This window comes from Mesorhizobium sp. M1D.F.Ca.ET.231.01.1.1 (genome assembly GCF_003999155.2).
Classification (GTDB): domain Bacteria; phylum Pseudomonadota; class Alphaproteobacteria; order Rhizobiales; family Rhizobiaceae; genus Mesorhizobium.
The window spans coordinates 1072081-1094129 of record NZ_RZOZ02000001.1; the positions used below are offsets into that span (position 1 = coordinate 1072081).

Annotated in this window: 22 protein-coding genes; 7 read left to right on the plus strand and 15 right to left on the minus strand. The window is 65.4% G+C overall.

Annotation, left to right across the window (positions count from 1 at the left end; all coding sequences use genetic code 11):
- Positions 1 to 6: 6 nt before the first annotated feature.
- The 6 genes from lpxK to EN874_RS05435 form a co-directional block, all read right to left on the minus strand.
- Entirely contained in the window at positions 7 to 1035 is a 1029-nt protein-coding gene (gene lpxK, locus EN874_RS05410) for a tetraacyldisaccharide 4'-kinase (protein WP_127424534.1), read from the minus strand.
- 74 nt (positions 1036 to 1109) lie between these two features.
- Entirely contained in the window at positions 1110 to 2426 is a 1317-nt protein-coding gene (gene waaA, locus EN874_RS05415) for a lipid IV(A) 3-deoxy-D-manno-octulosonic acid transferase (RefSeq protein ID WP_127424335.1), read from the minus strand.
- A complete protein-coding gene (locus tag EN874_RS05420) occupies positions 2423 to 3199 on the minus strand; it encodes a lysophospholipid acyltransferase family protein (RefSeq protein ID WP_127424336.1) in 777 nt (258 codons plus the stop codon). Before EN874_RS05420 ends, waaA begins: the two co-directional genes overlap by 4 nt.
- Positions 3200 to 3204: 5 nt before the next feature.
- Positions 3205 to 3450, minus strand: coding sequence for a DUF4170 domain-containing protein (locus EN874_RS05425; RefSeq protein WP_040973997.1), 246 nt, complete (start codon positions 3448 to 3450; stop codon positions 3205 to 3207).
- Positions 3451 to 3525: 75 nt separating this feature from the next.
- Positions 3526 to 4335: a 3'(2'),5'-bisphosphate nucleotidase CysQ gene (locus EN874_RS05430; protein ID WP_127424337.1), complete on the minus strand. Its 810-nt coding sequence runs from the start codon at positions 4333 to 4335 to the stop codon at positions 3526 to 3528.
- On the minus strand, positions 4322 to 5665 hold the full coding sequence (locus EN874_RS05435; protein WP_127424338.1) for a TldD/PmbA family protein: 1344 nt from the start codon (positions 5663 to 5665) through the stop codon (positions 4322 to 4324). The genes EN874_RS05430 and EN874_RS05435 overlap by 14 nt, the downstream gene beginning before the upstream one ends.
- Before the next feature lie 192 nt (positions 5666 to 5857).
- On the opposite strand from EN874_RS05435, the gene EN874_RS05440 reads away from it, so the two are divergent.
- Positions 5858 to 6274 carry a VOC family protein gene (locus EN874_RS05440; protein WP_127424339.1) on the plus strand — a complete coding sequence of 139 codons (417 nt, stop codon included), beginning with the start codon at positions 5858 to 5860 and terminating at the stop codon, positions 6272 to 6274.
- 90 nt (positions 6275 to 6364) lie between these two features.
- Here EN874_RS05440 and epmA read toward each other — a convergent pair whose 3' ends face one another.
- Positions 6365 to 7411, minus strand: a complete 1047-nt coding sequence (epmA, locus tag EN874_RS05445; RefSeq protein ID WP_127424340.1) for an EF-P lysine aminoacylase EpmA — start codon at positions 7409 to 7411, stop codon at positions 6365 to 6367.
- A gap of 129 nt (positions 7412 to 7540) precedes the next feature.
- Here epmA and efp point away from each other — a divergent pair, with 129 nt between their 5' ends.
- Positions 7541 to 8110 carry an elongation factor P gene (gene efp / locus EN874_RS05450; RefSeq protein WP_127424341.1) on the plus strand — a complete coding sequence of 190 codons (570 nt, stop codon included), beginning with the start codon at positions 7541 to 7543 and terminating at the stop codon, positions 8108 to 8110.
- Between the two features lie 377 nt (positions 8111 to 8487).
- Here efp and EN874_RS33530 read toward each other — a convergent pair whose 3' ends face one another.
- From EN874_RS33530 to EN874_RS05465, 4 genes are all read right to left on the minus strand, one after another.
- Complete coding sequence (locus tag EN874_RS33530; protein ID WP_148671274.1) at positions 8488 to 8640, minus strand: YdhR family protein; 153 nt, start codon at positions 8638 to 8640, stop codon at positions 8488 to 8490.
- Positions 8637 to 10646: a BTAD domain-containing putative transcriptional regulator gene (locus EN874_RS05455; protein ID WP_168247361.1), complete on the minus strand. Its 2010-nt coding sequence runs from the start codon at positions 10644 to 10646 to the stop codon at positions 8637 to 8639. Before EN874_RS05455 ends, EN874_RS33530 begins: the two co-directional genes overlap by 4 nt.
- A gap of 571 nt (positions 10647 to 11217) precedes the next feature.
- The gene (locus EN874_RS05460; RefSeq protein ID WP_127424343.1) at positions 11218 to 11940 is read right to left on the minus strand and encodes a phytochelatin synthase family protein; all 723 of its coding nucleotides are present in this window, start codon (positions 11938 to 11940) and stop codon (positions 11218 to 11220) included.
- Between the two features lie 173 nt (positions 11941 to 12113).
- Complete coding sequence (locus tag EN874_RS05465) at positions 12114 to 12362, minus strand: DUF1127 domain-containing protein (RefSeq protein ID WP_127424344.1); 249 nt, start codon at positions 12360 to 12362, stop codon at positions 12114 to 12116.
- Positions 12363 to 12531: 169 nt separating this feature from the next.
- Here EN874_RS05465 and EN874_RS05470 point away from each other — a divergent pair, with 169 nt between their 5' ends.
- Positions 12532 to 14526 carry a BTAD domain-containing putative transcriptional regulator gene (locus EN874_RS05470; RefSeq protein ID WP_245513484.1) on the plus strand — a complete coding sequence of 665 codons (1995 nt, stop codon included), beginning with the start codon at positions 12532 to 12534 and terminating at the stop codon, positions 14524 to 14526.
- A gap of 20 nt (positions 14527 to 14546) precedes the next feature.
- Here the strand turns inward: EN874_RS05470 and EN874_RS05475 are convergent, their stop codons facing one another.
- A complete protein-coding gene (locus tag EN874_RS05475) occupies positions 14547 to 15212 on the minus strand; it encodes a metalloregulator ArsR/SmtB family transcription factor (RefSeq protein ID WP_127424345.1) in 666 nt (221 codons plus the stop codon).
- Between the two features lie 109 nt (positions 15213 to 15321).
- Here EN874_RS05475 and EN874_RS05480 point away from each other — a divergent pair, with 109 nt between their 5' ends.
- The 4 genes from EN874_RS05480 to EN874_RS05495 all read left to right on the plus strand — a co-directional run bounded on the left by EN874_RS05480 (position 15322) and on the right by EN874_RS05495 (position 19721).
- Positions 15322 to 16053, plus strand: a complete 732-nt coding sequence (locus tag EN874_RS05480; RefSeq protein ID WP_127424346.1) for an MBL fold metallo-hydrolase — start codon at positions 15322 to 15324, stop codon at positions 16051 to 16053.
- Positions 16050 to 17306: an MFS transporter gene (locus EN874_RS05485; protein ID WP_127424347.1), complete on the plus strand. Its 1257-nt coding sequence runs from the start codon at positions 16050 to 16052 to the stop codon at positions 17304 to 17306. Before EN874_RS05480 ends, EN874_RS05485 begins: the two co-directional genes overlap by 4 nt.
- 218 nt (positions 17307 to 17524) lie before the next feature.
- Positions 17525 to 18430 carry an ankyrin repeat domain-containing protein gene (locus tag EN874_RS05490; protein ID WP_127424348.1) on the plus strand — a complete coding sequence of 302 codons (906 nt, stop codon included), beginning with the start codon at positions 17525 to 17527 and terminating at the stop codon, positions 18428 to 18430.
- Positions 18431 to 18632: 202 nt separating this feature from the next.
- Positions 18633 to 19721 carry an acyltransferase family protein gene (locus tag EN874_RS05495; RefSeq protein ID WP_127424349.1) on the plus strand — a complete coding sequence of 363 codons (1089 nt, stop codon included), beginning with the start codon at positions 18633 to 18635 and terminating at the stop codon, positions 19719 to 19721.
- Between the two features lie 13 nt (positions 19722 to 19734).
- Here EN874_RS05495 and EN874_RS05500 read toward each other — a convergent pair whose 3' ends face one another.
- The 3 genes from EN874_RS05500 to EN874_RS05510 form a co-directional block, all read right to left on the minus strand.
- Positions 19735 to 19923 (minus strand): DUF1059 domain-containing protein, encoded by a 189-nt coding sequence (locus EN874_RS05500; RefSeq protein ID WP_127424350.1) that lies wholly within the window; start codon positions 19921 to 19923, stop codon positions 19735 to 19737.
- 109 nt (positions 19924 to 20032) lie between these two features.
- Positions 20033 to 20692 (minus strand): DUF5074 domain-containing protein, encoded by a 660-nt coding sequence (locus EN874_RS05505; protein WP_127424351.1) that lies wholly within the window; start codon positions 20690 to 20692, stop codon positions 20033 to 20035.
- Between the two features lie 32 nt (positions 20693 to 20724).
- Positions 20725 to 21945 carry a helix-turn-helix domain-containing protein gene (locus EN874_RS05510; protein ID WP_127424352.1) on the minus strand — a complete coding sequence of 407 codons (1221 nt, stop codon included), beginning with the start codon at positions 21943 to 21945 and terminating at the stop codon, positions 20725 to 20727.
- Between the last annotated feature and the right edge of the window lie 104 nt (positions 21946 to 22049).

A 22049-nucleotide genomic window follows, 5' to 3' on the forward strand; every position in this document is an offset into this window, starting at 1 on the left:
CGCAGGCTAGCCCCGGATCTTGCGCTGCCGCCATGCGTCCAGCGTCTCATTGATGATGCGTTCAGGCACGTGGTCGAGCTCGAAGGCCGCGTCGATCTCAAGCACGTCGAGCTGTTCGAGGAAGCCGCCCGGCGCATCGCCATGGCGCAGCCGCGCGGCGTCCTTGGCGGTGGTGACGAGACGCAGCCCCTCGCGCCTGGCAAGCGCGGCAAGGTCGGCGAGCTCGTCCGCGGCATAGAAATGGTGGTCCGGGAAGGCGCGCGACAGCGCGACCTCGCCGCCGGCGCCGCGCACCGTGTCGAAGAATTTTTCCGGATGGCCGATGCCGGCAAAGGCAAGGAAGCGGCCGCCGGCAAAGCGCGCCGGGCTCGCCGGCTCGACATGCGCCAGGAAGATCGGCCGGCCGGCGCGCGCCGCCTGGCGCACCACCCTATCGGCAGCGCTCCCCTCGCCCATCTTCAGCAAGGCGCTGGTGAAGACCAGCTGGTCGACGACCTTGGCCCTCAGCGGCCCGCCGGGAATGACGCGGCCATTGCCGATGCCGTAGCGCGCGTCGACCACGATCAGGGCGTAGTCGATATGGATGCGCGCCGACTGGAAGCCGTCATCCATGATCAGGAAGTCGCAGCCGTGCTCTTCCATCAGCAGCCTGGCGCCGGCGGCCCGTTTGGCCGTCACCGCCACCGGCGCATGCTCGGCAAGCAGCAGCGGCTCGTCGCCGACATGCTTGGCGGCGTCGTGATGCGCATCGACGACATGCGGCTTGGCGAAGGAGCCGCCATGGCCGCGCGACAGGAAGCCGGGCGTGAGCTGCATGCGCCTAGCCTGTTTCGCCAGTGCGATGGCGACCGGCGTCTTGCCGCTGCCGCCGACGGTGAAATTGCCGACGCAAAGCACGGGCGCCGCGACCTTCTCGCGCGGCGCGCGGCGCATGCGGCGGCCCGCCACCATCCCGTAGGCCGCCGATGCCGGCGACAGCGCCAGCACCCGCCAGTCCGGCTTTTCCCACCAGAAGGGCGGCGCTTCGCTGGTCATGGCGCCGGTTCCGCGCAATTCGATCTTGCGCATGATCCTGTCCAAAAACCGGTTCCGATTTTTGGGCTCATGCGCTAGCGCCCGTTGGCGCCTTTCAGGCGCGCCTTGACGACCAGCGGCTGGATGTAGGGCTCGAGCGATTTCAGCGTGCGCTGAAGCGCGCCGCGCATCTCGTCGACGGTCGCGGCCCCCGCCGCCATCATCTCGTGGCGCGCCGCCTCGTTGGTCAAAAGGAAATTGACGGCGCCGGCCAGCATGTCGCGGTCGCGCACCAGCTTGGCGCCGCCGCGGTCGAGCAGGCGCTGATAGGCTTCGCGGAAATTCTGCACGTTGCGGCCGGCGAGCACCGCCGTGTCGAGCATCGCCGGCTCCAGCGGGTTCTGGCCGCCCTCGGAGGTCAGCGAGCGACCGACGAAGGCGATCTCGGTCAGCCGCAGATAAAGGCCCATCTCGCCGATCGTGTCGCCGAGCAGGATATCGGTGTCGGGCGTGATGCGATCGCCCGTGCTGCGGCGCGCGACCGTCAGCCCCATGCCGGAGATCTGCGCGGCAAGCGCGTCGGCGCGGTCGGGATGACGCGGCACGACGATGGTCAGCAGGCCTTGGTGACGCCTGTGCAAGGTCGCATGAACTTCCGCGGCGACCACTTCCTCGCCGTCATGGGTTGAGATCGCCGCCCAGGTCGGGCGCTCGCCGATCTGGCGCTGCAAGGTCGCCAGCGCCCGCTCGTCGACCGGCGGCGGGTTGGTGTCCACCTTGAGGTTGCCGGAAACGGTGACCGGCCGGGCGCCCAGGGCGCGGAAACGCTCGCCGTCGACATCAGACTGGGCAACGACATGGGCAAGGTTCTCGAACAGCGCCTCGGCGACGCTGGCGCGCTTCTTCCACGAGCGGAAGGAACGGTCCGACAGCCGCCCGTTGACCAGGACCTGCGGCACGTTGCGGGCGCCGAGCTCCAAAATGGTCATCGGCCAGATCTCCGACTCGGCGATGATGGCCAGTTCCGGCCGCCAGTGGTCGAGGAAGCGGCTGACCGCGGGCTTGAGGTCGAGCGGCACATATTGGTGGATGATGCGGCTGCCAAGCCGCTCGTCGGCAACCTTCGCCGAGGTCACAGTGCCGGTCGTCAGCACGACATTGACGCCGTAGTCGAGGATGCATTCGACCAGCGGCACGACGGCGATCGTCTCGCCGACGCTCGCGGCGTGGATCCAGATCACCGGCCCTTCCGGGCGCGGCCGGCCGGCGACGCCGTAACGCTCGCGCCGGCGAACGCGGTCTTCCTTGCCGCGCGAGGCGCGCCAGGCGACATAGGGTCCGATCAGCGGATAGGCGGCGGCCCCCGCATAGCGGTAGGCCCTGAGAGCCGCGCGGGCCCAGCGCTCGCTCATTTGGCGCCGTCCACAAGGCGATAGGCCTCGGCCGTCGCGGCGTTGAGCGAGGCGGTGACCTCCTGGCGCTTGCGCTCCATCTCGGCGTCGTCGGCGTCGGCGGGCACGAAGACGGGTGTGCCAACGATGACCGCGGAGCGGCCGAAGGGCAGGTTGATGGTGGTCTTGTCCCAGCTCCTTTCCAGCACCTTGCGGCGGCTGGTGGCTATCGCGGAGGGCAGGATCGGCCTGCCCGAAAGCCTGGCCAGGAGCACGATTCCCAGCCCGGCGTCGCGCGGCGTGCCATGCGGGATGTCGGCGATCATCGCGACATTCTTGCCGGCGACCAGCGCTTTCTTGAGCGCGATCAAGGCTTTGGCGCCGCCTTTGTCGAGATGCCTCGAACTGTCGCGGCCACCCGAGCCGCGCACCGCCTCGATGCCGAACTTCTCGATCATCAGCGCGTTGAGCTCGGCATCGGCGCTGCGCGAGACCATGGCGACCAGCGGACGGCCCTTGGGATAGTAGGCAGGCGTGAGCAGATGCTGGCCGTGCCAGAGCGCGATGATGCCGGGCTCGAGATGCGCGTAGGCGCCGCCGGCGACCTGGGTCGAGCCTTTGACCAGCGGGCTGGTGATGCGAATCAGCCGCACGAACCAGGCGAACAGGCCGGCGATGAAATTCTTGACGAATCGCGACTGGGCGAGCGGCTCGCGGATGCGGCGCCACAGCGTGCGCGTCCCGCCCCGCCCGGCGGCGCGCCCTGTCGCCCCTTTCACCGCTTCATGCTCCATCGATGTCAACCGGCTGCCTTTGTTTCCGGGTCGAGCAACCGGTGCAGGTGAACGACAAAATAGCGCATATGCGCATTATCGACGCTGGCCTGCGCCTTTGCCTTCCAGGCGGCGTGCGCCGATTGATAGTCGGGGTAGATGCCGACGATGTCGAGCGCGTCCAGGTCACGGAACTCGGTTCCACCCAGCTTTTTCAGCTCGCCGCCGAACACCAGGTGCAAAAGCTGTTTCTTTCCGTCTTCCACGGCCATGCCGATCCTTCGCAGATTCATGAGTTTTGTGACAGGTCTAGACCAAAGCGGCCGTTTTTGGAACTGCGGACAGCCTCACGCTTCGTCAGCTCCGGCGATGACGCCGGCAAGGACGTCCAGCAGTTCGCCGCTGCCGGCCGCGAGCGCGCCGTGGTTGATCACCTCGCCGGCGTAGCGTGGCCGCTCGCCGCCGCAGTCGAGCAGGGCGCCGCCGGCTTCGCTGAGGATCAGGTCGGCGGCGGCGATGTCCCAATCATGCGCATTGGACTTGACGAAGGTCGCATCGATCTTGCCGTTGGCGATCATCGCCAGCCGGTAAGCGAGAGAAGGGATATAGGCTATGCGTCGCATCCGATCCTGCCAGGTCCCGGGCATGCGGTCTACCAGCGGCTTCGGCCCGCCGATATCGACGGTCTCGCCCGGCGCGCGCACATGGATCCGCTTGCCGTTGAGGAAGGCGCCTTCGCCGGGCAGCGCCCAGTAGGTCTCCTGCTTTGCCGGGCATTCGAGCACGCCGGCCAGCGAGCGGCCGTCCTCGACCACGGCGACGCTGACGCACCAGGAATGCAGTCCGTCGAGAAAGCCCCTCGTGCCGTCGATCGGATCGACGACGAAGGTGCGGCGGGCCGAAAGCCTGGCATGATCGTCGGCGGTCTCTTCCGACAGCCAGCCGTAATCCGGGCGCGCCTTGAGCAGGGTCTCGCGCAGGTAGGCGTCGGCGGCATGGTCGGCCTCGCTGACCGGCGAGGTGCCGCCCTTCATCCACACCTGCGGGTTGTTGCCGAAATAGCGCATGGCAATGGCGCCGGCCTCGCGGGCGGCGTCACGAAGCAGGGCGAGGTCCTCGCGCGCTCCGGCTGAGATGACCATGTCAGGCACCGGCAAGGGTCATCCCCTCGATCAGCAGCGTGGGCGCGGCGGTGCCAAAATTGCGGTCGAGGTCGCTTGCCGGGACCATGTTGAGGAACATTGTCTTCAGGTTAGAGGCGATCGTCACCTCGGCCACCGGATAGGCAAGCGCGCCGTTCTCGATCCAGAAGCCGGAAGCGCCGCGGCTGTATTCGCCGGTCACCATGTCGACGCCGTGGCCGAACACTTCGGTGACGTAGAAGCCACGCTTCAACGAGGCGATGAGTTCCTCCGGCGCGCGCTCGCCGGGCTCGATGGCGAGATTTGTCGAGGACGGCGAAACCGAAGAACCGCTGCGCGAGCCGCGGCCGTTGGTAACGAGACCGAGCTCGCGCGCCGCCGAGGTCGACAGGAACCAGTGGTTGAGCACACCCTTGTCGAGCATCAAAAGCTTCTCGCCCTCGACGCCTTCGCCGTCGAAGGGACGCGAAGCCTGGCCACGACGCCGCAACGGCTCGTCGGTGACGGTGATTGCGCTTGAAGCCACTTGCTTGCCCATCATGTCGCGCAGGAAGCTCGTCTTGCGCGCCACGGCGGCGCCGTTGATGGCGCCGGCGAGATGGCCGGCGATGCCGCGCGCCACGCGCGGATCGAACACGACATCGACCGGGCCGGTCGCGGCCTTGCGGGCGCCGAGGCGGCGCACGGCGCGCTCGCCGGCCTTGCGGCCGATATCTTCCGGCGCGTCGAGATCGGCGAAATGCTGGCGCGAGGAGAATTCATAGTCGCGCTCCATCGCCGTGCCCTCGCCGGCAATGACGCTGGTCGAGCGCGAGAAGCGCGAGGCGACATACTGGCCGAGGAAGCCGTGCGAGGTGGCGAGCACAAGGCCGCCAAGCCCGGCGCTGGCGCCGCTGCCGGCCGAATTGGTGACGCCCTTGACGGCAAGAGCCGCGGCTTCCGCCGCAAGCGCTGCCTCTTTCAACTGGTCGGCCGACACCTCGGTCGGATCGAAGAGATCGAGGTCGCGCAAATTGCGGGCGAGCAGTGCCGGATCGGCGAGCCCCTGGAAAGGATCCTCGGGCGACACCTTCGCCATGGCGACGGCGCGCTCCGCGAGCGCCTTCGGGTCGGAGGCGGCGGTGGCCGAAACGCTTGCCACCCGCTGGCCGACGAAGACGCGCAGCGAGACATCCTCGCTCTCGGACGATTCGGTGCCCTCGACCTTGCCCAGCCGCACCGACACGCCGGCCGAACGCCCACGCACCGCGACCGCGTCGGCGGCGTCCGCTCCGGCGCGCTTGGCCGCCTCGACGAGCGCAGCGACGCGGTCGGTCAGTTTCGCTGCGTCGAGCGTATCGGTCATGCGGTTAGTCCTGTTTGTTCAAGCTGTCCGGGAAGGCAGACGCTGCCGCACCCTCGCCGGATGCTTACGCACCATCTATTGTTCCACCGCGGCTTGTGCAATGGGCGAAGGGCAATCAGGATGTCGCGACCAAATCGCCCAAGAGCGGTCGAAACGGCCGCCTGCGGCACCTTGCCTGTTCGGAGCTTGCCCATGACGCCCTTCCACCTCGCCTTCCCGGTCCGTGATCTCGACGAAACCCGCGCTTTCTATGGCGAGGTGCTAGGCTGCGCGATCGGTCGCTCATCGACCACCTGGGTCGATTTCGACCTCTTTGGCCACCAGATGTCGGCGCATTTGCGACCGCAGGCGGCCCAGGCGGCGCGTGACGGGAAGGTCGACGGGGTCGCCGTGCCGATTCCGCATTTCGGCGCGGTTCTTCTGATGGACGAATGGCAGCGGCTCGCCGCGCGGCTGGAAACCCGCTCCGACATAGACTGGCTGGAGCGGCCGATGGTGCGCTTCAAGGGCGAGCCCGGCGAACAAGCGACGCTGTTCATCCGCGACCCGTCAGGCAATGCTCTGGAGTTCAAGGGTTTCCGCTCGCTGGAGCAGATCTTCGCGCATTAGCAATTCCAGCAAAAGCGCGCAGCGGTTTTCCGTCCGGAATTGCGCCAAAAAGCCGCGCCTGCTCCCGGCCGGCAATCATGACTAAGACTCTTATGACCCTGCCACCGGCGCCCAGATCACATCCTCGATTTTCTGGGCTCCCGTCGCCAGCATCACCAGCCGGTCGAAGCCGAGCGCCGAGCCGCTGGCCTGCGGCATCACGGCAAGGGCGGCGAGGAAATCCTCGTCGAGCGGATAGCGTTCGCCATAGACGCGCTCCTTCTCATCCATCTCGGCGATGAAGCGGCGGCGCTGCTCGGTCGGATCGGTAAGCTCGCCGAAGGCGTTGGCGAGCTCGACGCCGCAGCAATAGAGCTCGAAGCGCTCGGCGACGCGTGGATCCTCGGCGCTCGGCCGGGCGAGGGCTGCCTCCGACACCGGATAGCCGTAGAGGATGGTCGCGCGGCCCTGCCCCAGCGCCGGCTCAACCTTTTCCACTATCACCCGGCTGAACAGGTCGGCCCAGTTGTCGTCGGGCGCAGTGCGCAAGCGGCCACGGACCAGCGCCGCATGAAGGGCATCGCGATCGGTGCTGCCGTCGGCGGCGACGGTCGCCAGGAGGTCGATGTCGGCATACGCCAGAAAGGCTTCGGCGACGCTCAGCCGCTCCGGCTCGGCGAACGGGTCGGCCTCGCGGCCGCGGAAGCGGAAGCGCCTTGTGCCGGCCTTTTCCGCGGCGAGCGCCAGGAATTCGGCGCAGTCGGCCATCAGACTCCGGTAAGTCTCGCCGACCCGGTACCATTCGAGCATGGTGAATTCGGGATGGTGCAGCGGCCCGCGCTCGCGGTTGCGCCAGACGGCGCCCAAGCTGAAGATGCGCTTCTCGCCGGCGGCGAGCAGCTTCTTGCAGGCGAATTCCGGCGAGGTGTGAAGATAGAGCGGCTGCCGCGACGCGTCGGGCCCGATCGCCTCGGTGGCGAAGGCTGCAAGATGCGCCTCGTTGCCGGGCGAGACCTGCAGCGCGGCGGTCGTCACCTCGATGAAATCTCGTGTCGCGAACCAGTCGCGAAGTGCCGCCGCGATGGCATTGCGCGCCATCAATCGGGGTCGGCGATCGGCATGAATATGCGGCGTCCACCAGGGCGAAGCGCTGGTCATGGGCAGGAAAATCGCGCCGAAGGCTGGCGGTTCGGCGCAAGATGCGCTAGGGCGCACGCGATGGCCGCCGTCGCCGCTTCGCGAAAATCGACGCTTGCAGGCCGAAAAACTCGAACGGGATCGAATATCGTGGTCAAGGTCATCGCCAGCTCCTTACGCAAAGGCAACGTCGTCGATAAGGACGGCAAGCTCTATGTCATCCTCTTTGCCGAAAACATCCACCCTGGCAAGGGCACGCCGGTGACCCAGCTCGACATGCGCCGCATCGGCGACGGAGTTAAGGTCTCGGAGCGCTACCGCACGACCGAGATGGTCGAGCGCGCCTATGTCGAGGAGCGCGAGCACACCTTCCTCTATTCCGACGGCGAAGGTTTTCACTTCATGAACCCGGAAAGCTACGACCAGGTCGTGGCCTCGGAAGGCGTGGTTGGCGACTTCGCGCCCTATCTGCAGGAAGGCATGGCCGTGCAGCTGGCGCAGTTCAACGGCGTGCCGATCTCGCTGGTGCTGCCGCAGCGCGCGACCTTCGAGGTTGTCGAGACCGAGCCGGTCACCAAGGGCCAGACGGCGTCTTCCTCCTACAAGCCGGCCGTGCTCTCCAACGGCGTGCGCACCGCCGTGCCGCCGCACATCTCGGCCGGCACGCGGGTGGTGGTGATGACCGCCGACGGTTCTTACGTCGAGCGCGCCAAGGACTGAGGCTTAGAGCAGCTCGATTACCCGCGGCTCGCTTGCCCAGGCGGGCTCACAAGCATTGATGACCCACCGGGGAGCGGCCGCCTCGAACTGAAACGTGACACGTGGCGAGCGCGATCTGGCGGGCCGCTTTGCGCCGCATGCCAGCCATTGAGATCAGGTTTGGCGCCTCCTAACAGACATTGCGCGTGGCCAAGCTGGAGGTCGTGGCCATAACCGGACTTTCCAGCCGATTACCTGGTCTCGCACCACGGCGGGCAACGTGACGCCCGCCAGGCGCGCTCCCGATCGGCTTGAACTGACTTTACATACGCGCGACAGCTGGGACGTTCGTCCCGTTATCTCAACTGTCACATACGCCATCCTAACCTCCGAGAATACTACTTCACCGGGCCACGTGTGATGGTCGTGAGATCCGCGATCACGTCAAACGCCTTGATGCTCAACGTCGGGTCGCCCTTCATCTCCGCAATAATAGGCCCGTCGACGAAGGCTTGCACAGCGGCGTCATCATCGAACAGGTCAACTCTCACTCCGGCATGCCCGCCTTGCGCAGACCGTCGAGCCAACGCTGCCGCATGGCGTCCGTGGCATAAATGATCTTGTCGGTGACGGTGCCAAGCGTCGCGCCCGGCTTGATTGCAAGGTAGCGCTCAAGCTCGCGGTGCGCGTCGTCGCGGCGACCGGCCTGAGCATAAGCCGCCGCGAGCATGCCGATGGTCCAGAAGGGCTCCGCGCGCACGCTCCGGAAGGCGTTGATTGCCTCGGCATAGCGTTCGAGGTGATAGAGGACGCAGCCGCGCACATTCCAGACCCACGTCGGGGGAAACGGGTCGCGCTCCAGCGCCGTGTCCAGCGTGGCGAGCGCCTCGTCCAGCCGGCCGATATGCATGAGCCAGTTCGCACGGCCGGCGGCGATGTCGGGATCGCCGGGATTGAGGCTCTGCGCCCGGTCGTGGTGGCGGCCCGCCAGATCGTACTCGCAGCGGCGGAGCGCGACATAGGCCATGGCGTAGTGGCAGCGCGCGTCATTGTCGTCGAGGGCTAGCGCCGTGCGCGCGCTGGCAAACGCCGCGTCGAGCGTGTCTTCCCGGGCGTCGTGCAGATAGCTGACGCCGAGCGCGATCGCCCTCCAGGCGTGGGCGTGGACATAGCCGGGATCGAGCTCGACGGCGCGGGCGAAGAACCGCTCGGCCTCCGTATGTCGGAAGCCGTAGCTGAGTTCGCGACCCTGCAGGAAATAGTCGTAGGCGACCCAGTCGGCGGTGGGTTTCCGGCGAGTGTGCTCGGCGCCCCTTGCCGCAACGCGGCCTTCCAGGGTCGCGACGACGGCCCGTGCCACCTCGTCCTGAACGGCAAAGATGTCCAGGCTCTCGCGATCGTAGCGTTCCGCCCAGACCTGGCATCGGTCCAACGCATCAATCAATTGCGCGGCCACTCGGACGCGTTGGCCGGACTTTCGGACGCTGCCCTCAACGACGTAGCGGACCCCGAGCGCGCTGCGCACATCGGCGACGTCGACGTCGCCGCGGAACTGGAAGCAGGAATTGCGGGCGATAACGAGCAGCGAACGGTAGCGGGACAGCTCCGTGATAATGTCCTCGGCGATGCCGTCGGCGAAGTACCGTTGCTCGGGATCGCCGCTGAGGTTCGTAAACGGGAGCACCGCGATCGAGGCGCGGTCCTGCAGTTCCGATCGATCGGACTGTCGTGCGCTCGGAGCGCGGCCCGACGGGAACGGCGTTCCTGCCGTGCCGGCGCGGCGGCTTGCCCTGATGGCGCGGACGAGCTCCTCGGTTTCCATGTCGGGCGGCACCCCAAGCTGCTGCGAAAGCTCCCGCCGGCACCTCTCGTATTGCGACAGTGCCGCGTCGTGCCGCCCTTGCGCCGCATAGAGCCTCATCAGAGCGCGATGGACTGGCTCGTGAAGCGGATCAAGCGCCAGGAGCTTTAATCCATAAGTCAATGCCTCTTCGAACCTCCCGCCCTGTTCCGCATCATCCATCAATCGCACATAAATTCCGCAGCGGGTGAGGCGGAAGCGTTCTCGCTCGCTCGCCAGCCATTCTTCGTAAGGCGCTTCTCCGACTGACAAGCCCTCCATGAGGTCGCCACTAATGAGCTCGGCCGCCTCCTTAAGTGCCTCCTTGTCTTTGGAGCCGGACAAGTCCTCCACCGCTTTGGCGTCGACCCACGCCAATCCCGGTACCCAGGTGACGGTTTCCTTGGTCGCGACGATCGAGTGCTGGGCAAGCGGCCCGAGCGCGCGCCGCAGCTCGGAAAGCGTCTGCCGTAAGCTCGCTCTCGCCTGGTCTTCGCTACGCTCACCCCACAACAGGCCAGTTAAGCTGATGCGAGCGAATTCAATGCCTTGCCGCAAAGCCAGATAGCCAACGAGTGCTCGACCTTTCCGAGAGGCAATGATGATCCGTTTGCCGCCACGCGTGATCGACATTGGGCCGAATAACCGGATGCGCAGATCAGCCGTGTCGTCAGCGGAGCGCAATTGTCGATTTTGCAGTGTCTTGACGTTGCCCAAGACGATAGCCCCACGGCGCTCCTTTATTCTCCCTCTCATTCGAAGGGAGACAATGCGATGCATGATATAAACCCACTTGGCGCAATATTGCACCTCAAGGAACTGGACCGGCAGGCGACCCCGCAGCTACAACCGCTTCGCCCTGAAAGAAGGAGCACTCGGATCGTCGCCATCAACGCCGTCGTACGACGTTTTTACGCAGTGGCATTCAGGCAAGAGTCAAAGGTTCGGGAAAAAATGGCGGGGTGGTTCGCCACCCGCAGACGCCAGACGAATTGGTAGAGAAAGCGGCCTTGAAGGCCGCTCACCCGCACAGAGTGGTTTCCCCAAGCGGTCAGGATGACACAGCTCACCTGCACCGAGCCCAGCGAAATGTCGCTCCATCGGACTGATGTTCCGTCGGTTATCGAGGCTCGCCGAGAGCGACTGCTTCGAGCATATCCATGGCACCCTCGGACCCGAGAAATGCCCGCGTCACCAATCAGCTAGATATAAGCTACATCCTACACCAAACGGCCGGAGCCGTCGCTCCTGTGCGAGAGTGCACGCTTCAGTGGCAAGTTGAGCTCAACTACTCTCCCGAAGGCGACGATATCAGCACATATCCGCGGGTTTTGTTCTCGTTGTCGCTGTCGACGGTGTTCATCGCTCCGAACAGGTCGGCCGTTTTCACCCACACCGGCGGGTATTTGTAGCGCGCCACATCGAGGATCAGGAACCTGTCTGCCTTCTCGTCGTAAGCGGCCAGCGGAGATATATGCCCGCCCTTCTCCTGGCCCATTGCCTTGCGCAGATAGTTGACGATGACGAAGTGTCCGGGTTTGGAGAGGAAGGAACTGGCCTGGGTCCGGAACTGCTCGAGGCTGGCGTCGGACGCATGGCGGACCTCGGCCTTGAGCGGCTGAGTGGAAAGAATGGCCCCGATCTGATCGAGCGTCATTCCCTGCTTGTCCAGGACCTGGCGAGGAAGAATGGCCTCGGTACGCTCGTTCAGGACATTGTCCTGCGTGAACGTCTTATAGGGTTCGTATTCGGGCACCGCAGGCGCAGGAACGTTGAGCGCGTTCAGCACCATGACGATGCTTGCCACGCCGCAATAGGCCTGGGTCTTTTGTGTGAGAAAGTTGCTCGCCAGAGGGAAATAGGCTTCCTTCGCCGTGCTCTCGTCAAGAAAGCTCTCTCCCGATGGGGAACTGAATCCCGTCAGATTGTCCGGAAGCTTCAGCGTCTCCGAGAAGGCGCTGGGTGCAGCCAAAAGGAATATCAGCAAGAGCGAATAAAAACGCGCAGGCATTGTGAACCTCCGCCCGGTTAAAGAAAGTGTCGAGGAATATACCAGCTTGTCGATGCCGTGGCACGTTCGAGTTCGATGCTGCCGGCACGCCAACCCCAAGCCTGGCAACCTAATCCCGACGCCGGTACCGGCGTCGGAACGCTGCGTTGCGCAAGCGTTTATCCGGATCCGCCTCATCTCATTGACATCAGATCCGTCATCAGGCCGACGCCGACGCTAACGAGGAACTTTGGTGCCGGGGGCTGCGAAAGGCCGATATCCCTCAACTGATCGGGCGTCAGGTCTGCTAACGCCCTGCGCCCTGCAATGGTGCGCCGCCAGGCTGTGAAGGCAGCGACTGATGCCGCCATGGTCTTCGACGCCGCCCCAAGCAGCCAGTGTTTCGATGCGCGGGTCTCCGTGTGAGCTTCCGTATGAGCCATTTTGCTCTCCCGTTCCAGATTACGGTCGCAGCTTGTCACACACGCGATTTGCGATTGTTCAGCCAGGCGTGAACCATTGGGGGAAGCCCGGTGGGCCGCTGTTAAATCCGCGTTAAATCGACTGGCGAAGATGCTATTCTGCCGGCGCGTTCGAACTTCGGAGGGCATCGTGCGCATCCGGTTGCTTGGCGGCCTCGAAGTGACTTCCGCAGACGGCCAGCCCGTCCGCTTCGCCACGCGCAAATCCGCGCTTCTCTTTGCTGCCCTGGTCCTGGCAGGCCGCCGGGGCCACCTTCGCGAACGGCTTGCCGAAGGATTTTGGCCGGGACGCGGCGATGCGCAGTCACGCAACAGCCTCCGCCAGGCGCTTGCCGACATCAGGCGCTGGTTTCCCGCCGACGGCAATGCGGCCATTTCCATCGAGGGGGATCAGGAAACGGTCGCGCTGACGGCCGGCCCGGACGAAGCGGATATCTGGCTCTTCGAGCGCAAGCTCGCCGAAAGCGGAACGGCGGACCTCGCCCTCGCCGCCGAACTCTACCGTGGCGACGTGCTTGCAGGCGAGGTCATTCCCGACGGCCTGGATGAATGGTTCAGCCCGCATCAGGTCAGATACCGGCAAAAGGCGCTGCAACTGGTGGAACGCCTTAGCCTCGCGCTGCCTGATGCCGGAACAACGGATGAAGCGTCCTGCGAACGGCTCGCGGAAAGGCTGCTCGCCTCGGACCCGACCGCAGAGGCGGCCCATCGGGCGTTGATGCGAATCCACGCCGCCAGAGGTCACGAAAATGCGGCCCGGCGCCAGTTCGAGTCCTGCCGAGCGCTGCTGAAGAAGCATCTGGACGTGGAGCCGGAGGCGCAGACCAACGCACTGGCGGCGTCGCTTCAGTCGCGGGACGGAAGTCACCACGCAGTGCCCACGCGCGACACGGCCCAGCCGCCTCAGCCTGTCTCTATCCCGGCAAGGTCACATGACCAGCCCTCGGTGGCGGTGATGCCTTTCGACAATCTCGGCGGGGCGGAGGACGAGTATTTTGCCGACGGCGTCGTCGAGGAGATCACCGCCGCGCTTTCGCGTATCCGCAACTTCTTCGTCATCGCGCGCCAGTCCGCCTTCACCTACAAGGGGCGCTTCGCCGACGTGCGCGAAGTCGGGCGGGAGCTTGGCGTCAACTACGTGGTCGAAGGCACCGTGCGGCGGGGCGGGGACCGTCTGCGCATTTCCGTGCAGCTGGTCGATGCCGAGACCCGGACACAATTGTGGTCCGAGCGCTACGAGGGCGCGACCGAGGACGTTTTCGAGTTCCAGGACAGGATCGCGGCGCAGGTGGCCGGCGCCATCCATCCAGCCATCCGCGGCGCCGAGATCGAGCTTGCCAGGGGCAAGCCGCCAACCAGCCTGCGCGCCTATGATTTCGTCATGCGCGCCTATCCCAACATCTGGGGCCGCCGCAAGGACACTAACGACCAGGCAATAGAGCTGCTCAAGAAAGCGATCGCCATCGATCCGGCCTATGGCCGCGCGCATGCGTTGCTAGCATGGTGCCACGCCTCGAACGCTGTGTTTCTGTGGGCCGAGAACCCGGAAAGCGAGTTGGAAAAGGCGCTCGCGGCGGTCGAAGCCGCGGGCTCGATCGGGGATGATCCAACCGCGTTGACCGCCGCCGGCGCGGCATTGAGCATGGGCGGTAACCAGGAGCGCGCCGCCGCCTTCATCGAAAAGGCGCTCGCGCTTGATCCGAACAATGCGTGGGCATGGGCGCGCCGCGGCTGGATCGCGATCTATAAGGGTGAAGCCGCCCGCGCCTCGGAATGGTTCCAGCGAGCGATGGCGTTGAGCCCAATGGATCCGTTCGCGTTCGCCGTGAGACTGGGAATGGGCTACGCCTTGGCCAAGTCGGGCTCCCTGTCCCAGGCCGTCGCGATCGCCCGGGGGGTTATCGCCGCCCACCCCGACATCATCACGTCCTATCGCTACCTCGCCGCCTGGTCGGCGATGAACGGCGACCTGGTGACCGCCCGCTGGGCAGCGCAAAAGCTCATGGCCGCCCAGCCGAGTTTCACGATCGAGCGATTCCGGTCGCTGCCTGTCTTCCACAACACCCCGGGATGGGCAAACCAGGTGGCCGAAGGCTTGAAGCTGGCGGGATTGCCCGAACGCTGACTATCAGCTTGGCCACACTATCAGGCGGCCATCTCGACCGGCAGGCCGGCAGCCTTCCATTCCGGCATGCCGTCCTCGAGGCGGCGCGCGGAATGGCCAAGCGAGCGTAGTGTCGCCACGGCCTCGAATGACATCACGCACCAGGGACCGCGGCAGTAGGCGACGATTTCCCGGCCGGTGTCGGCGTTGTGGGACCAGGCCTTGATTTCACCCAGCGGGACATTGATCGCGCCGCGCACGTGGCCCAGCGCGAACTCGTCTGGCGGTCGGACGTCGATCAGCGTCACCAGCCCGTCGCGCATGAGCGCCTGGAGTTCGTCGCGCCCCACGGGCCGCACGTCGTCACGCGCGTCGAAATAGCCGCGCACGATGCGGTCGACTTCGGCGAGCCGCCGCTCGGCGACGGCGCGCACCGATGCAAAAGCGGAGAGCGCGCTCTCGTCCGCGAGCGCGTAGCGGACGAACTTGCCGTCGCGTTCGGCCGAGACGATGCCGGCGCGGCGAAGCGCCTGCAGATGCTGCGAAATATTGGCGACAGGCTGGCCGAGCTTCGCGGCGAGCGCCTCGACGCTGCGAGCGCCCTGCGCCAGATGCTCGATCATTTCCAGGCGCCCCGGATGGCCGAGCGCCTTGGCGACGATCGCGAACTGCTCGTAAAGCGCCTGTTTCGGATTGCGGATTGACATCGGCCTTTCAGCGACGCATCGTCATTCAATATAATGATTGAATGATAGTTTCGGCCTGCCGTCAAGCCGGCGGCTCGCCCGGCCCAGTTGCCCGTTCGGAGGAAAGGCGATGATCCTCAGGCAGTTCCTGCATACCGACCCGGTTGCCGCTTCCTATCTATTCGGCTGCGGCGGCAAGGCTTCCGCGGCCGTCGTCGATCCGGTCGGCGACATCGCGCCCTATGTCGAGGCGGCGAATGCCACAGGCATGCGCATCCTCTATGTCGTCGACACGCATATCCATGCCGACCATATCTCGGCCGGTCGGGCGCTCGCCGAGGCGACCGGCGCCGAATACGTGCTGTTCGAAGGCGCCGAAGCAGGCTTCCCGTTCCGGCGCGTAAAGGACGGCGAGGTGCTGGAGCTTGGCAACGTGAGTGCGACCGTGATGCATACGCCGGGCCACACGCCGGAACATTTGAGCCTTTTGGTCACCGACCGGACGCGGTCGGCCGAACCCTGGTTCGTGCTCACCGGACACACGCTGATGGTCGGCGATCTCGGCCGCACGGAGCTTGCCTCGAGCGCCGAGGACGGGGCGCGTGTGCTCTATGCCAGCGTGCGGCGCCTCAAGGAGTTGCCCGACCACATCGAGGTGCTGCCGGGCGCCTATTCCGGCTCGGTCTGCGGCCGCTCGCTCAGCGGCAAGCCGACATCGACGATCGGCTTCGAGCGGCGCTTCAACAAGGCCTTCCGCATCGAGGACGAGGATCAGTTCGTCGCCGCCATGACCGCCGACATCCCTCCCCCGCCGCCGGACGCCGCCCGGACCCGGGCCGCGAATGCCGGGGCGAAGTCTTGAGCGCAGCGGCGCCTGGCGTCGCGCTCGGCCTCAAGGCCAACTGGAAGCAGTTCGCGCTCTTGGTGCTGATCAACGCCTTCGTCGGCGGCATGGTCGGCATCGAGCGGACCGTTGTGCCGTTGATCGGCGCCGAGGAATTCGGCGTCGCCTCCACCACGCTCGTCACCTCCTTCATCGTCAGCTTCGGCGTGGTCAAGGCCTGCGCCAACCTCGTCTCAGGCCAGCTTGCCGACACATGGGGCCGCAAACGCGTGCTGATCCTCGGCTGGCTGTTCGGCCTGCCGGTGCCCTTCATCATCATCTGGGCGCCGAGCTGGGGCTGGATCGTCGCCGCCAACGCGCTGCTCGGCATCAACCAGGGGTTCGCCTGGTCGATGACCGTGATCATGAAGGTCGATCTCGTCGGGCCGAAATCGCGTGGGCTCGCCGTCGGCCTCAACGAGTTCGCCGGCTACCTCGCCGTCGGCGTCACCGCCTTCCTCACCGGCTATCTGGCCAGCCGCTACGGGCTGCGTCCGGTGCCGATCTATCTCGGCGTCGGTTACGCGGTGCTTGGCGCCGCGCTGTCGATCCTGCTCGTGCGCGACACGCGTGAGCATGTGCAATTGGAATTGGCCAACCATCCCAAAGCGGCTTCGGCCCTCGGCTTCCGCGAGATCTTCATGCTGACGTCGTTCGGCGACCGCAATTTGTTCGCGGCCTCGCAGGCCGGCCTGGTCAACAATCTGAATGACGGCATGAGCTGGGGCCTGTTTCCGCTCTTCTTCGCTGCCAACGGCCTCGGCGTCGAGCGCATCGGCGTCCTCAAGGCGGTCTATCCGGCGGTCTGGGGCATCTTGCAGGTGGCAACCGGGCCATTGAGCGATCGTTGGGGCCGCAAGGGCCTGATCGTCGCCGGCATGTGGGTGCAGGCCGCAGGGCTCCTGCTTACCGCCATGACGCGCGATTTCGGCTGGTGGCTGCTGGCGAGCCTGCTGCTCGGCCTCGGCACGGCGATGGTCTATCCGAGCCTGATCGCGGCGGTGTCGGACGCATCGCATCCCTCCTGGCGGGCGCGCTCGCTCAGCGTCTACCGCTTCTGGCGCGATCTCGGCTACGCAATCGGAGCGCTGTCGGCAGGTCTCATCGCCGACGTCTTCGGCTTCGCCGCGGCGATCGGCGCAATCGCGGCGCTGACCTTCCTGTCGGGCGCAATCGTGGCGGTGGCGATGCGGGAAACAACCGCTTCAACGACGGCACGAAGCGACGGCTAGCGGTGAAAGCCTGACGCTTGGTACCCGCGCAGAAGAGCCCACCTTTTGCTCGCGCCACGGCACGAGTTGATCCGGCCGGGCACTTACAGCCCGCTGACAGAGGGCAGCAAAGGCCATGGCCAGTCTTCCTGAAAACTCTCGTTCTCGCGGGGCATTTGAGATATGCTTATGCCCTTAAAAGCATGCTGCGTGCTCCGGTTTGCCTTGGGGAGGTGCCAATGCGCAGGCTCCTGCTTTTCATCGCGCTACTGTTTGCATATTTCCCGATTGAATTGCGCGCCGCCGCCCTTCACGACGCAGCGAAGAACGGCGACGTCGCGGCGATCACGGCAGCGCTGGATGCGGGCGCCGGAATAAATGAGAGCGATGAGAGCGACGTGCGCATGACGCCACTCTATCTTGCGGTCAGGGGCGGGCATTTTGCGGCGGCAAAACTGCTCATAGAGCGTGGCGCCGACGTCAATGCCATCCCGACGCCGCTTTTAGGTCCTGCCCTCATGCCGGCTTTGGCAAAGCGCAGGATCGATTTGATCAAGCTTTTGCTGAATGGGGGCGCAAACCCAAATTCGCACAGCAACCGGGAAAACGCCCTACACTTCGCGGTCACTCTCGGTTGTCTCGACTGCGTGCAGGCATTGGTCGAGGCCGGCGCAGATGTGAATGCGAAGACAAGGGACGGAAAGACACCTCTCCATCTGGCCAAGAGCAGGGGGCAACGTGAAATTGCCGACTATCTCTTGTCCCACGGCGTCGTCTTGCCAACACCACCTCCGATCTCAATGAAGTTGGCTTCTGCCGATGTCGAGCAAGGCCGAACCACCTTCACCCGCCTGTGTGCCGGTTGCCACAATCACGAGCCTGAGGGAGGGACCAAGACGGGACCGAACTTGTGGAGCGTCGTCGGCCGCGACAAGGCATCCATGGCAAAAATGAGTTATTCCGAGGCTTTGCTCGCCTGGGAAGGCGTGTGGACGTATGAAGATCTGAATAGATATCTCTTCGGGCCCATGCTCACCACGCCAGGCGTTAAGATGGAGATCGCTGGCATCCCGGACGAGACCGAACGGGTCAACCTGATCGCCTACTTGCGCACACTCAGTGACAAGCCCATCCCGCTACCTTGAATCGATAATCTCTTACGCAACCACTGCAGGGCCTGCGCAGCACGCAACGGCAATTCGCCGCCCATTGCCGGGATTCGCCTTGGGTACCAATCGTCAGACTTTCATCACCAGCAGCGCTGCGTTTACGATATCCGAAGCTTCGTGCTGCTAGAGTTCGGCCCGTCCGATACTACTGTGCAGGTGCTTTTCCTCGAGATTGCTCATGAATAACTCGGTGCGCATGCCGTGGGTGGATACGGCAAAAGGTCTTTCGATCATCCTGGTGGTGATGATGTATTCGGCCTACAACACCGGTGAATACACCGGCGGCGTCGGCTTCCTGCATTATGTCATCGGCTTCGCGACGCCGTTCCGGATGCCGGAATTCTTCCTTATCTCCGGCCTGTTCCTGTCGCAGGTGATCGACCGGCCGTGGCGGCGCTATATCGACCGGCGCGTCGTCCACTACCTCTATTTCTATGTGCTGTGGGCGATCATCTCGATCGGGCTCAAGATCGGCATCTTCAGCCGCGATCCCGCCGGAATGCTGCACGACCTCGCCTTGGCCGTCGTCCAGCCTTACGGCGTGCTGTGGTTCATCTACATGCTGGCGGTGTTCGGCCTCGTCGCGCGCGTCCTGCGCGAACTCGGCGTACCGCGCTGGATCGTCATCTTGGCCGCGGCGGGGCAGCAGATGTGGGCGCCGCATTCGGAGAGCTATGCGCTCACGCAATTCGCCGCCTATTTCGTGTTCTTCTATCTCGGCTTCGTCATGGCCCCGCTGGTGTTCCGGCTTGTCGCGTGGACGCAAGACCGTTCGGCGATCGCGGTGGCGGGCCTGTTCGCCTGGGCGATCGTCAATGGCCTGCTCGTCTATTCGCCAGGCTACGCCATCGAGCCGGTCGGCATGCAGATGGGCCTGGCGGCCTGGCCGCCGCTCCATCTTACGCTGGCTGTCGCGGGCGCGGTGGCGCTCTGCGTGGCCGGCGGCTTCCTGTCGAAATTCGCCTCGATGGAATGGCTGCGCTGGCTCGGCGAGCATTCGCTGGTCGTCTATGTCGCCTTCACGATCCCGATGTCGATCTTCCGCGGTCTTGCGCTGGCCAGCGGGCTTCTGACCGACACCGGCATGCTCAGCCTCGCGGTGCTGCTTGTCTCGGTGATCAGCCCGGTCATTCTCTATTTCATCGTCAAGCGCACCGGCTTCGGCAACTTCCTGTTCGAGCGGCCGGCCTGGGCGCATGTCGATGAGCCGAATGCCGGCCAGATCTCAAACAAGGGCGTTGCTCGGCCGGCGCGCGAGGCGGCCTAATCCAGAAGCGCGCCTAGCTCGCGATCATCATCGCCTGTAGCTGCTTCCGGTCCTCCTTGGACCATTGGCTAGGGTCTTCACCATGCGCGGACCTGGCGTGAAGCTCAACGTGCTTCATCACCTCTTCCGCGTTTTCTGCAGTGAAGCTCCCGGGACAAGCTTCCATTCCCGGATAGTCCTTGCACCGATACGTGTACGCCATCGCTGCTTCCTTTTTTAGGAAGACCTAATGGAGCGAAGGGGCCCGATCTTTGTCAATGGAGAGGTCCAAACTGAGGCGCCACCGCCGAACAAAGGCTCGCCAGAGCCGGCTATTTGCCGATGGTCGTGTGCTTGTCCCGATTGTACCCGGGACGGCGCACGGCCTTGATCTTCCCGCTGCTGCCGCCGCCGCAGAAGAAGCAGCCGCCGCCGTCGGATTCCAGCCCCGACACACCGGAGGGCATCGCCACCTCCTGCAGCACGTCGCCCGTCTCGGGATCGATGCGCAGCAGGTCGCCTTCCTCGCCTTCCCAGGTGGCATGCCAGAGCTCGCCATCGACCCAGGTGACGCCGGTGACGACGCGCTTCGATTCGATGGTGCGGATCACCTTGCCCGTTTCAGGATCGATCTGATGGATCTTGTGCGCCCTGTATTCGCCGACCCAGAGCGAACCTTCGGCCCAGGCCATGCCTGAATCGCCGCCGTTGCCCGGGGCGGGAATGGTCGCGACGACCTTGCCGGTCTTCGGGTCGACCTTGTGGATGCGGTCCTCGGCGATCTGGTAGAGGTGCTCGCCGTCGAAGGCGGTCCCGGCATGCGAAGCGACGTCGATCGACTGCACGATCGCGCCACTCTCCGGATCAAGTGCCTTCAGCTTGTCACCGGTGGCGAACCAGACATTCTTGCCGTCATAGGTGACGCCGTTGACGCGCTCGGCGTCGGGAAAGGGGCCGTATTCGCGCAGGATCTCGGCAGTGGCTCGTTTCATTTTCGATCTCCATTCTGAACATTGGCCGCAGACTAGTCGCTCGGCAGCGGACCCGGGAGTAACAAGACGGTCGGGAATCCGGTCACCGGCGGCGTCATCCAGCGGCGCGCGCGGCCGCGCCCCACCGCCTGCACCTTATTGTCGGCCGAAAGCGCTTCCAGCGCCCGCTGCACGGTGCGCGCGCTGGCGCCGAGTGCGATCGCCAGCGCCGAGCTCGACCAGGACTCGCCGTCGGCCAGGAAGGCGAGCACCGCGCCATGCTTCTCCTCGACAGGCGGCGCCAGCACGACCACCTCGGCGGCATTCAGCGGCAAAAGCTCGAAGCCCTGGGCGGTCGCGTTGATTTCAGCGATTGCGCTCAGTTCGGCGCGCAGCCGCCCCATCTCGACCCGCAGTCGCGCGCGATGCGATTCATCGGCGTGCCTGGCCCGGAAGGCGCGCCGCAACAGCATCTCCCGCGACGCATCGACCGGCCAGGCTTCGGCCAGCGCGCGCGCCAGCGCGAACAGCACCGGCCGCGTCGCCAGCGAGACGACCGTGTCGGCTTTGCGCACGACATTGCGGCAGGCGTCGATGACGAGCGCGCCGGATGCGAGCAGCGCCTCGACCTCGTCGAGCTGGAGCGGCGTCTCCAAGCCCTTCGCCACGAGCCGAGCGACGGGCGTGTTCAGCACCAGCGACGCGCTTTCGACCTCGGCCCTCAGCGCCGGAATGTTGGCCTGGTAGGCCGCGAGCGCCGCCCGGCCGAGCGCCGCGCGCGCGACCTTCGTCCGAAGACGCCTGACCGCGATGCCCGCAGCCGCAAGCTCATGCGCGACGCGCGCGACCGGCGGCAGCGGCGCCGGATCGAAGCCGGCAAGCAGGCGCTCGGCCTCGTCGAGGCGACCGATGAGGATCAGGCGGCGCGCCTCGAGGCTGCCGGCATAGGCGGCATTGACCCGGTCGCCATGCGCCTGAAGCGTCGCTCGAGCGGCTCGCAATGCCTTCTCCGGCCAGCCGAGATCGCGCGAGACGAGGGCGATCTCGGCCTCGGCGACGACACAGCGCGCGCGGGCGACAGTCTCCCTCGAACTGAAGGCGCGGGCAGCATTTTTCAACAGTGCCTTGGCCTTGGCGAAGTCGCCGAGCTGGGCCATCGCGATGCCGCGCAGCGCCAACGCCGGCGCGTCGTCGCGCAGCGCGACGCGTTTCAGTGCGCCGAGCGGGTCGCCCGACGCCAACGCGCGGCCGGCGGCATTGATCAGCGAATCCATGCAATGCCTGCCTCGGCGCCCGGATCAAATCGCGTCACACTTGTAACTCTCACCATCGCGCCAACCGGCCCTATGTCTGTTCGCGTCACCCTCAACCAACCGAA